This window comes from Thermogutta sp. (assembly GCF_014359955.1).
Taxonomy (GTDB): Bacteria; Planctomycetota; Planctomycetia; order Pirellulales; family Thermoguttaceae; genus Thermogutta.
The window spans coordinates 1-11,243 of sequence record NZ_JACIYL010000053.1 but is presented as its reverse complement, the minus strand read 5'-3'; the positions used below and the strand labels follow the sequence as shown (position 1 = coordinate 11,243).

11 protein-coding genes are annotated in these 11,243 nt (G+C 58.6%); 4 read left to right on the top strand and 7 right to left on the bottom strand.

All coding sequences use genetic code 11. From position 1 onward, the window contains the following. Nucleotides 1–130: 130 nt before the first annotated feature. Both H5U08_RS03115 and lexA read right to left on the bottom strand, forming a co-directional pair. Complete coding sequence (locus H5U08_RS03115; protein ID WP_297029992.1) at nt 131–775, bottom strand: hypothetical protein; 645 nt, start codon at nt 773–775, stop codon at nt 131–133. Nucleotides 776–939: 164 nt separating this feature from the next. Then, on the bottom strand, nt 940–1,587 hold the full coding sequence (gene lexA / locus H5U08_RS03110; protein WP_297029990.1) for a transcriptional repressor LexA: 648 nt from the start codon (nt 1,585–1,587) through the stop codon (nt 940–942). Nucleotides 1,588–2,119: 532 nt separating this feature from the next. On the opposite strand from lexA, the gene H5U08_RS03105 reads away from it, so the two are divergent. The 3 genes from H5U08_RS03105 (at nt 2,120) to H5U08_RS03095 (ending at nt 4,744) form a co-directional block, all read left to right on the top strand. Next, nucleotides 2,120–2,725 carry an NAD(P)H-dependent oxidoreductase gene (locus tag H5U08_RS03105; RefSeq protein WP_297029988.1) on the top strand — a complete coding sequence of 202 codons (606 nt, stop codon included), beginning with the start codon at nt 2,120–2,122 and terminating at the stop codon, nt 2,723–2,725. A 170-nt stretch (nt 2,726–2,895) separates the two neighbouring features. Beyond that, complete coding sequence (hemQ, locus tag H5U08_RS03100) at nt 2,896–3,741, top strand: hydrogen peroxide-dependent heme synthase (protein WP_297029986.1); 846 nt, start codon at nt 2,896–2,898, stop codon at nt 3,739–3,741. Nucleotides 3,742–3,823: 82 nt separating this feature from the next. Continuing rightward, nucleotides 3,824–4,744, top strand: a complete 921-nt coding sequence (locus H5U08_RS03095) for an ABC transporter permease (protein WP_297029984.1) — start codon at nt 3,824–3,826, stop codon at nt 4,742–4,744. 47 nt (nt 4,745–4,791) lie between these two features. Here H5U08_RS03095 and H5U08_RS03090 read toward each other — a convergent pair whose 3' ends face one another. From H5U08_RS03090 to H5U08_RS03070, 5 genes are all read right to left on the bottom strand, one after another. Then, the gene (locus H5U08_RS03090; protein ID WP_297029982.1) at nt 4,792–5,829 is read right to left on the bottom strand and encodes an ROK family protein; all 1,038 of its coding nucleotides are present in this window, start codon (nt 5,827–5,829) and stop codon (nt 4,792–4,794) included. 151 nt (nt 5,830–5,980) lie between these two features. Then, entirely contained in the window at nt 5,981–6,988 is a 1,008-nt protein-coding gene (locus tag H5U08_RS03085; RefSeq protein WP_297029980.1) for a hypothetical protein, read from the bottom strand. A 73-nt stretch (nt 6,989–7,061) separates the two neighbouring features. Next, nucleotides 7,062–8,825, bottom strand: coding sequence for a hypothetical protein (locus H5U08_RS03080; protein ID WP_297029978.1), 1,764 nt, complete (start codon nt 8,823–8,825; stop codon nt 7,062–7,064). Continuing rightward, nucleotides 8,822–10,147, bottom strand: coding sequence for a MotA/TolQ/ExbB proton channel family protein (locus tag H5U08_RS03075; protein WP_297029975.1), 1,326 nt, complete (start codon nt 10,145–10,147; stop codon nt 8,822–8,824). The genes H5U08_RS03080 and H5U08_RS03075 overlap by 4 nt, the downstream gene beginning before the upstream one ends. A gap of 27 nt (nt 10,148–10,174) precedes the next feature. After that, nucleotides 10,175–10,315, bottom strand: coding sequence for a hypothetical protein (locus tag H5U08_RS03070; protein WP_297029974.1), 141 nt, complete (start codon nt 10,313–10,315; stop codon nt 10,175–10,177). A 583-nt stretch (nt 10,316–10,898) separates the two neighbouring features. Here H5U08_RS03070 and H5U08_RS03065 point away from each other — a divergent pair. Then, nucleotides 10,899–11,243, top strand: a 345-nt coding sequence (locus tag H5U08_RS03065; protein ID WP_297029971.1) for a hypothetical protein, incomplete at its 3' end; no start/stop codon positions are given.

The following is an 11,243-nucleotide window of genomic DNA, read 5'->3' as shown; positions in this document are numbered from 1 at the left end:
ACCCCCGGTATGTAGCTCCTCTGTCCGGCACGCATGTGCCGAAATTTCCACACGCGGATTGTCTGTGTCTTTCGCCCTTCCCGGATGTCGGCAAGGAATTTTTTCTTGAATAGGAGCATGGCTGTCCTGATCACTTGGGTGCAAGGATGATCATGGCAATAAGGCCACCGACTACCAGGATCGCAGCAGCGATGGCCAGCCGAATCCAGAACAGCGCCGCCCGCCGTTCCGCAAGTTCGATCTCCCGCCGACGCTTCTCCTGGTACTCCTGACTCGCTTCGTACGTCAGATGAAAGACAGTCTGGCAAAACGGGCACATGGCGTCGGTGCCCAGCATCTCGCGGGGGGTTTCCAGGACATGTCCCTGAGGGCATGGGATATGATAAACCTCCGGGACGGTCGCCGAAACCGCAGGACCTGCCACCTGGCTTGCCGGAAAGGTTGCCGCGGGTTGCACGGAGGGCCAGTTGGGCCCGGATTCTACGACCCCCGCAGCATTCTCGGCAGGCGGCGCAGATTCGGTAGCAGCGATACGCGGCGAATCCACCGAACCGGGGAGCGCGAAATCGAACTGGGACGCAACGGCAGATGGTTGGCGAAGTTCCGGTTGTTCGTTTGCCGGGGCCAACGAGATCCCGGGGCCAGTTTCCCGTACTGACTTCGGCGGGGGGATGAGCATCGCCGTCCCGCAAAAGGGGCACGCGGCGGCCTGGCCTACTTGGTCGACCTCGGCCTCCAGAATATGGCCCTGCGGACAGAAAAACCGAAAACCCATCTCGTTCTCTTCCGCAATCCCCGAAACGGACGAACAACCGATGCAACATCCTGTTTGCATCTTAGCCCAAGTTGGTGGGTCCGTAAACGAGTGTAACAGCAAGACATTTTTGGCAGAAAAGGTGGGCACGGGGATGGGCTGCTCGCCGCCAGGGGCATGCCCCGTCAATCGAGTTTGCGAACCACCCCGATGACAACCCCCAGCACGCGTGCATTTCTCACGAAGATCGGCGACATATTCTTGTTCGCCGGGACGAGCTTTGCCCCGCGCTTGGTGGGATACCAGTATTTGAGAGTGGCTTCATTTTCGTCCGTCAGGGCGACCACAATGCTTCCCGGATCGGCGACATCCTGGCGGCGAACGATCACGTAATCTCCGTCTGCGATTTGTGCTTCGATCATTGAGTCTCCCTGAACTCGAAGCACGAACAAGTCGCCGTTCTTGTTGTTAAAAAGACTCTCAAAGTCGAAGGTCTCGGCATTTTCGATCGCCTCATGGAGAAGACCGGCGGCAATCCGCCCCACCAGAGGCAAACCCGATCGTGAGGAACGTTTGCCGGTCTGAGGTCCCAATTGGGCGAATTCAGCCACGCGAATGGCACGCGACCGATGCGCATCCCGCACGATGAATCCTTTGGCCTCCAAAGCGCGCAGATGGCCGCGCACCCCATTGGGCGAGCGGATGCTGAACTGGGCCGCAATTTCGCGGACCGTCGGAGCATATCCACGTCGCTCAATGCTGGCCTTGATAAAGTTGAGGATTTCACGCTGCCTTGGTGTTAATGTGCGTTGCGTCGATCCTGTTGGATTCATGGGTTACGCCTCGCGATTGAGACTGGCCATCGCCCCGGCCACCACATACAGATTGCTTGCGATTCACATCACGCTGGCCCGTGCTGCTGACAGGTGCCTGGCATCGTTGACCCGAGACCTACAATAGGTGATTCGTTCAACACTGACACAGGAGTCCGTCGTGTACAAGTGTACAATACAACCGGCGGACGTCAAGCGGGGAGGGAACCGAACCGCTGGACTGTGGAGAGCGGATTTGTTCGGATGGCACAGAGTGGATGGCCGTGTTGCGTCCTCGACCGTTATGGAGCTGACCGAACAGCCGGCAGTTATGCCGAGGATTGTCGTCCTTTACGCACTCGGCTTGCCCCTATCAGCGAGCCGGGGTTGTCACCGAACGTCGATCTTCCTTTAGAATTGCGAACCAGCAAACCTCACCGCGCACGGCTTTGCAAGCGGCTGTGGCCAGCAAGATGAATTGCTGGCTTGCGACGGCCATATTGATCACGAAGGATGCCATCCCTGAAACGCGCGAACAAGAGAGGGCTTGCGTATGAAAATTGGGATTATTTCGGGAAGCCATCGGCCGCAGGGCGAGTCCCACCGAGTGGCGAGGTACGTGAAAGAGCAACTCCGCGAGCTGGGCGTAGCGGAGACCTATCTCCTGAACCTCGCTGACACACCGTTTCCATTCTGGGATGAAGGCGTGTGGAGCGGTAGTGACAAGTGGGCACAATTACTCCAACCAGTCATGGTACAGTTGCGGGCGTGTGAAGGCTTCGTGGTGATTTCACCCGAATGGTCGGGCATGGTTCCGGCGGCACTTAAGAATTTCTTCCTTCTGTGCGACAAGGAAGTCCTTGCCCACAAGCCTGGGTTAATCATCACGGTATCGGCCTCGCTGGGTGGCAGCTATCCTGTGGCTGAACTGCGCTTGAGCAGCTACAAAAATACGCGGATTTGCTATATCCCAGAACATGTCATTATCCGCAACGTCAGCCGGATGTTGCATGGGGAAGCACCGGCCAGCCCGGAAGATGCCACCATTCGCCAGCGGTTACGCTATTCCTTAAAATTGCTCATTGAGTATGCCAAGGCTCTTCGCGCCGTTCGGCAAAGTGGTGTTGTGGATTTGGAGACCTACCCTTATGGCATGTAGCGCGGAGAAAAGCGTGCTTGTTTCAACCAAACTCGTTTTTCGCGTCATGAGGCCGATCGCTTGCCCGCCGAATCGTTGCCGGAAAGAATTCTAAATTCGCAACGGTTGTACCTCCCTGTCAAGTGAGGTTTACTCGCGGATGTTTGTGAAACCAGGAGGCAATTCCTACCATGATGAGTCAACATCCGGAAACGGCACCACGCCCAGCCATTTCCCTCCAGCCGGAAGAGGGATGGCATTGCCACCACTGGTTCTACCGTTTCGACAGGCAAGCCTTAAAGCGTCTCAGTCCGGCCGAAAAGACACAAGCCTGTGAGGAATTTCGCGAGGTCTTGACGCCTCCAGCGGAATCAGCGCCGGCACGACTTCAGACCTACCTCATCATGGGGCACAAGGCTGACTTCGGTTTGATGATGCTGGATGCCGATCCGCTCAAGCTGGATGGACTTCATCATCGCCTCATGGGGAGCGCGATGGGCGCGGCACTTATTCCCACCTGGTCGTTTATCTCCCTGACAGAGGTTTCGGAGTACCTGCCCACTCCCGAGGCTTATGCGGAGCGTTTGCAAAAGGAAGGGCTTTCTCCGGAAAGCCCCGAGTTCGTGCAACGGACCTCGCAATACGCCAAACGATATGACATCATGCGGAAACAACGTCTGAATCCCGACCTGCCGGACTGGCCGGCTTTCTGTTTTTACCCCATGAATAAACGACGTCGTCCCGAGGCAAACTGGTTCATGCTCAACTTTGAAGAGCGGGAACGCCTCATGGCCGAACATGGCGAGACCGGGCTGAAGTTCGCCGGTCGGGTGACGCAGCTTGTGACGGTGGGAATCGGGCTGGAAGACTGGGAATGGGGGGTGACTTTGTGGGCGCGCAATCCCCAGTATCTTAAAGAAATTGTCTACCGCATGCGATTCGACGAGGCCAGTGCCCGGTACGCTGACTTCGGGCCTTTTTACAGCGGCTATCGGGCCTCTCCTGAACAAATCCTGGATCACTGCGGCATCCGTTGAAGCAGAGACGGAGGCACATTTCCAATCAACGGCGGTCGATTGCCGCCAACAACAGGGGAATGTGGCGATTACGGCCTGAAGGATGTTTCTCAGGTTCTTTATCAACCGATTGATCTGGCTGGCGATCACGCTCTGGGTCGTGTTCACGGTCAGCTTTTTTCTGATGCGTGCCGTGCCCGGTGGACCACTCGACCGTGAACGCCGCCTGGATCCGCAGATTGAAAAGAATCTGGCCGCCCGATACCACCTCGACGAGCCCGCCTGGCGGCAGTATTTGCGTGAGCTCGGCAACGTTGTGCGGGGGGATCTCGGCTACAGCTACCGGATGGCCGATTTTACAGTCAATGAAGTGATCGCGCAGGGCCTGCCCATTTCCGCTGCATTAGGAATTGCGGCTCTGGGGCTGGCCTTGACACTGGGGGTTGCAGCGGGCGTGGTGTCGGCCGTAGCACGGAACACCATCTGGGACCGATCGCTGATGCTTGCCGCCACGGTAGGATTGGCGGTCCCCAATTTTATCCTGGCAGGCATTCTTATCATTTTTTTGGTGTTTTTAATTCCGGTCTTCCCAGCAGCCGGTTGGGGCAGCGGCTCCCATCTCGTTTTGCCGGCAATCAGCCTCGGATTACCCTACGCGGCGTCGATCGCCCGCCTGGTCCGGACCGGCCTCCTCGACGTTCTTAATCAGGATTTCGTGCGTACAGCCCGGGCCAAAGGTGTAGCGCCGATGCTTGTGATCTTCAAGCACGCCATGCCCCTGGCCCTGCCCCCTGTCATTTCCTACCTTGGTCCGGCGACGGCGGGAATCATCACGGGGTCTCCGGTTGTAGAAAAAATTTTCGCCGTCCCCGGTGTGGGGATGCATTTTGTCGAGGCGGCCATCCAGAGGGACTACACCCTCGCCATGGGGCTCGTCCTGCTTTTCACACTGTTGCTGTACTGTGCCAACATGCTCGTGGACCTGGGATACTCGATCCTCGATCCTCGTGTGGAACTCGAATGAGCCAGCAGGACAGGCGACAAGTTCAGGGCAAACGCAACTCGCCGATCTCATCGCTGTTTGCGCTGCTCAAGACGGGCGATCCCTGCCGCGCCAATGAAACCGGCATCCCCGCCCAATGCGGCAAATCGAATCACGACTTTTTCCGCCAAAGTGGGAAAGGCCCGCTCCCGCACTTCCTCCCGAATGCGCTGGAGGAATTGTCGTCCCACAGGGGACTTCATACCGCCAAATGTCATCGCCCCACCCAATAGAAGGCCCGTCGGATCGAAAGTATGCAAGAGAGTGACAATCCCCAGCCCGAGGTAATAGGCGGTCTCCAGAACCAACTCTATCGAAGGTTTGTCACCGTTCTCAGCGAGTTGGGCGATAAGAAGAGGAGTCAGCTTTTCGCCCTGGGCGACACGTTCTGCCAGAGCTGGTGCCTTGCCCGCGGCCATCCTTTCTTTGGCCCGGCGCACCAGGCCTGTCGCACTCGCAAACGACTCCAGATGGCCGCGCTTCCCGCAAGAACAAACAGGTGCCGTGTCGGAGGGATCCACGAGAATGTGCCCACATTCGGTACCGTGTCCATGCTCTCCTTCGATGATCAGGTCCCCGATGATCACGCCGCACCCCACGCCCGTCCCCAAAGTGAGGAACACCAGGCTATGAAAACCACGGCCTGAACCGATCCACAGTTCCCCGTAAGCGGCCGCCGAGGCATCGTTGGCCATGACGACCGGCATTCCACAGGCGTCGGCGAGGCGATCCCGAATGGGAAAGCCTCCCCAGCCAGGGAAATTGGTGGGATTGACCATGACGCCCGTTCGCAAATCGAGGATGCCCGGGCAGCCCAGCCCAATTCGTGCAATTTCGGTGGGTTCCAACCCCGAAGATTGGATCATTTCGCTTGTCGTTTCGCTGATCCGCTGAATCCAATCCTGGGGACCATTCTCCACGAGCGTGGGAAATTCTCGGGAATGGCAAACCGGCCGACCTAAATCATCGACCAATCCCAGTTTGGTGCTTGTCCCGCCGAGATCGATTCCCACATAAAACGGTGGGATCGCACGGTTGAGCGGAATCGGCTTGATGGCTGGCGCCATGGTGGACGTCCCCTCCTTTTCCTGTGTGGTTACACTCTAAACAAACACACAGTCGCCGGGAAAGTCAAGAAAAGTCCCGCAAGTTGCCCAGTTGCGGATGGCACCTCTTCGAAACGACGGGCCGCTTGGGCCGATTTTAGCGGTTCACCAGTCACTGGGCAGCCGATTTCGTGCCTGCGGGAGACCCCATGATCGGAAAACCCTCGGGAAGAGGTCGGCCAGCCACCGAGTAGCCACGCTCATGAAGAAAATCTTTCAGCCGACGAAAGTCTTTAAAGCCGTCTGGATAACACCAGAGGGTGACAACCGTTTTGTCCGGCCGGTAGCCAGCCAAACGCCTGCGAAACTCCGATGTCTCCTCCAGCGCGCGATCGACCGGTTCACCACCAATGCCGGTGGGAACCAGGACCCATTGACGGAGTTGGGCGTAGGCCCCTGTCATCATGTTGCCGTCGCCCGGGGTGCCCGACACGTGACGACGCACGAGCGAGTACTCCATTTTGAATCCACCAATTGGCCCCACGACTCCTGTGATTTCCGGTACTTCCAGCAGGCGATAAAGCTTTCGGCGGGCATCGGCGACGAGTTCTTCCAGCAGACGATCAAGCGGGATGTAAGTGATCTTCCCTTTTTCAATCACGAAATGGATCTCTTCATGATCACTGGGAGTTGCCAGCGGGGTCGGATAGTTGACGAGTTGAACAACTTCCGTCCGGTCCTGCTGGGCAGCAGCCTCCCGCTCCAGTCGTGAAAGCTCCTCGTGTGCCTCCGCCAGGGCCCGTACAAGTTCCTGCTGTCGGGTTGCGTCACCACTAAGCTGGCTGGACTTTTCTTCGTACTCCTTTTTCAATAATCCCACCACCAGGGCCAGCCGATCGCGTTCTGCGAGACGTGCTTTAATTTCGACACTTGTTTGCTCGATTTTTTCAGCGAGTTCCAGAATGTCCTTGCGCAACGAAACCAGACGCGCGGACCGTCGTTGCAGTTCCTCCATTCGCAGTTCGCGTTCCTTCAGCGTGGGATCTTCCGGTAAAACGAGATTGACCGGCGCGTGTTGCGCCCGCACTCCGACCACCATGACCAGGATGATGAGAATGCCCACAATATTGGTCACGGTGTCGAGGAACGAATCGTATCCGGCGCTGTACTGGTCCTCCATGACACGTCGTCCTGTCGTGCTGCTCCAGGCCGTTTTCAGTCAACCCTTTCGATGAACGCCTCACCCACCCTGGTCACTTCACCTCGGGCACCTTCTCAATGAGCAACCCGCTTCCCGCGAGAAGCCGTTGCAACATGTCAAACTGTTTTTCCGCACCCGGTACCACATGAACCCGAAGAATGGGACGCCAGTACATCCCTCGGCCCGCCATTCCCCAACTCGTGATGTATTCTCTGATGGCCTTCACCATGTCTTCCACGGCTGTTTCGGGCCCCTGATCGAGCAAAAATACCCGAGCGGCCATGAGAGGATTGTCCGGAACCAGGACAAACCGGTCAGGAAAACACTCGATTTTGATCGGCCGGGTGACAGGAATCATGCCCCGATCATGTGGCAAGAGAGCCCAGCCCTCGCCGTGGCGGTCTGCCAACGGCCGAAGTGATTCCGGATACGCCGTGCCCGCCTCGCCACGGGAAGCCGATCCATCCGCCGAAGACGGCGTGACCTGGTTATCGCCCCCTCCGCCGCGAGCAGGGTTTGAATCATGCGGCCTCGCGATACCTGGGATGGGGTGACTGGCGGCTGAACCCCGCGAACCCTGAGACGGCACGGGTTGGTCCGTCACAACGAACTCGGCACTCGTGGGCACACCACCGGACGGCGGTTGTGCCTGGTTTTCTTCCGCCGAACCTCTCATTCCTGACCCAGGGCCGGAAATCTCGCGGTTGTTCGCGCCGCCCCAACGCGTTTTCTGCTGCCACCGGGCGAGCATCGGATCGTTCGCGGCATTGCTGGACGCGTCTTCTTCAGAAATATCTTCAACGGCTCCACCCACGTAGGGTGCCGGTCGGAAGCGGCGAGGTCGGCTGCCGTATTTTCCTGGGGCCGACTGAACCAGGAATTCCTGGCGACGTCGCGCCAACGCGACGGCATCCTGGACCACCTGCGCCAGGCGGGGATCCGGTGGCGGGTAGGAGAGGGTCCAGTCGTCCTCCACAAGTTCATAACCAAATTCCGTGCCCCACGACATCATCGCCGCCCGGGCTGCATAATACGCTTCGATTCCGCTGGGGCGAACGATGAGGAGAGGATACGGTTCGCCGTCCTTGTCCGGGTCAAATTCGCGGCGTGCCAGCCATTCTTCGCGTACCGCACGCAGCGCCGCGTCGAGAGGATTTCCCGGTCCCAGTGCCCCAAGAAAGTCCTCTGGGGGAAAGCGAATTCCTTCCGGCTGCAGATACACGCCGTCGCTTCGGCATTCCAGATAAATAGGCCGGCGGCGCGTGCCGTGTGGTCCCTGATAGGGGATGATCGCGTAACTCCGAGCCGACGGCTGCCGCTTCGCCTCCTCTATTTTCCGCTTCAGATCGGCAATCTTTCTCTGCAACTCGGCCAGTTCTGCTTCCTGCGATTCAATGAGCGATTTTCGCTCCATACCCGCCGTTTGCTGGAGGGCCTCGAGCTGACGCAACTTCTCCTGCCAGAGAATCCCTTCGTCCCGCAAACGGCGGAGGGAATCCTCCACATGTCCCAACAGGGTCCTCGCTTCCGTCAGTTGCTGTTGTGTTTGATCACGGCTGGCACGGAGCTGCTCTTCCTGCCACTGGAGATCTTCTTCCCATTGGCGCAGCTTCTCCGCAGAGGGTAGGGCCTCCTCAGCCACCGAACCCACCCTCGCCGCCCGAGCCTGAGCCACGGCCTTCAACCGGGCCTGTCGGACAAGGATCACAAGAAGGAGTATGAGCACCCCCATCGTGCAAATGAGCACGGCGAGGAAGGGAAACAGAGAAACCGGGTTGTCGCTCCCCAAAATGGAGCGCCGCGATCGCCGCTTCATGCTGCCTTCGCCTTGGGGGGATGCACCTCCGACCTCGGGCCCCCATCGGCGGGAAGCCGGTGAAGATGCGCGCTCAGCAGATTGGCCGCCGCCGCGAGGGTTGCCAAAGCCTCCTCGAAATGCTTGGCCGATGCCACAGCCGAGAGATTCTGCTCCAAAAGCCGCTGCAGTTCGGCCAGTTCTCCGACACCTTTACCAAGGCTTCGCCACGCCACCGAGTCCTCGCGGAGGCGATTTTCCAGCTCCGCAAGGACCTCGGCAGATCGACGGAGCACCTCACCCACCGAGTTCATTTGGACGTTGAGCGGCTCCAGCACATTTTTCGCCCAACCAGCCAGCAGTTGGAGATGGGCTTTTTCCATCTCCTGCAAGCGATGGGCATGGTGCTCGGCCGTGGTATCGAGGGCACGGGCCATGGCCTGTTCCAGTGCTTGACCGGTGCGATCCCATAATCCCCTTATCGCTTCGTCCCGCTCTTTGAGGGCTTGCTGCCACAGTTCGATCTGGATGTGTACGAGTTCTTCGCATGCCTGGACGATATCCCTTAACGCCTGCCGCACCTCCGTGTCCTGATGTCCCGCGGATTCGTCGGCCAATACGGGAAGCAGTGTCTCCTGCACGCGGTCGGAAACAACCGCCACCAGTCTTTGCTCTGCTCGATCCACCGCGTACTGGACGAGCATGAGAATCATGGAAAGGGCCAGCGCGAGGGCCGTTGTGTCGAAGGCCACCATCAGTCCCCCCATAACCGTGGGGAGCGTTTCTTCGAGTTGTTGGGGAGAAAGGTTCCCCAGGGACAGCGTGATCCCCACCACTGTTCCCAAAAATCCCAGAATGGGGATCGCCCAGACCACAAGCCGCACAAATCCGTAGTCGGCACGGCGATTCTCGGCCTCTTCCTGGGCAAGCTCTCTCAAATACTCGTCCAGCCCCCGGCTCGAGTGCCGCCGCTGGACGTAGAGGATGCCCGCCCTGATATGACGCAGGAACGTGCTCTCTCTGGCAGCCCCCGCGTGGGCATCGACCGCCTCCAAGAGCTCTTGAAGAGTTGTATTGCGGAGCGACTTTCCAGCCTGCAAAGACGCCAGGTGCGCCCATTCTCCCGCCACGCGCCATCCCTTGGACGCAAGGGCGCTCAATCCGAGGAAGAAAAGGAGCGTCTCGATGTATTCGATGGGGTGCCCGGTTGTGTATCGGCGGAGAAAGTCTGCTCCCGGCCAGTCAGCAGACTTAACGAGGAAGAGGTAGGCGGCAAACAATGCTCCCCCCCAAACCAGGGGCGAACTTGCGATCCGATGGAGGATGTAGCGGAAGGTCCTCATGAGGGCAGGTCCTGATCTTGTTGGAAGTCATTCCGTAGCCAGGTTGCAGTTGTTTCCCGGCGGGGGATTGTCCTTGAGGCTGGCCGCCGGGTCAATGCCAAGTGGGCAGGGATACACGCCGGTCCCGTTCTCAATAAAATCGTCACAATCGTTACGCTCACTCCACACCAAAAACTCGCCTGGAGCGACACTGTTGAGATGAGGCAACTGGCAAAGACAAGGCAATAAAGGGAAACTGAGCCACCTCGTTGGACGGGTTCCCCTCTATTCAATACACACCGCGCAGTTTACCAAAATTGCTCTTCACGATTTTTCACAAATCGCCTATGATGCGTCCGAGATTTCCCGGTCATCGGAGTATTCGCGCCTTTTGGAACTTGTGTGAACAGCCGCGGGGAGAGGTTTCGATCCTAGCCCACAGGCGGGAGGTTCAGCCTCGGAGAGCACTTCCCTGGTGGTGCTCGTTGCTGGACGGTGTTTGCCGGAAGGAAATCTCTCCGACATTTAGCGTTTTAGATAGTTAACGTTTTACGCCCGAAGGCGCCAGCTCGAAGACAGGCACGGCGGTGCAACGATCTTTCGGCCGGGCTAGTGTTCGACAAAAATTCCCGCGGCGACACGATTGTCCAGGTCTGCAGAAAAACTTGACTCGCGACAGCGGATTGCGAACCGGGCTCCGGCGAGGCCAACCCGTTGGCCACGCGTGAACGCACCATAAACAGGAGCGGCGTCCCGCATTTATGAAAGATCCATGAAACTGTGGAGTGCTCCGCCTAGCTGCGGTTCCTGCCCGTGGCACCACAGCGCACGGTATTCCTTCGTGCTCCTTGCCGCTGTGGTGGGCGGATGCATTGCCCCTGCAACCACCCCTCCGCCAGCCGCCGTTCCCGGCACCGCCCCACCCCCTGCTGCGTCCGGGGAATACTACCGAGAAGTCCCGGGCCCCATCCTTCCTGGAGACTGTTCAGAATTCACGGTCGTGCCGCAGGAAACGGCGGCCGCCGTCGGAACAGAGGTGATCCTTGTGGCCAGCGTTCGCGGCCAGGACCAGTACATGCTGACGAATCAGCGCGTGGAATGGACTATCATGCCCGGT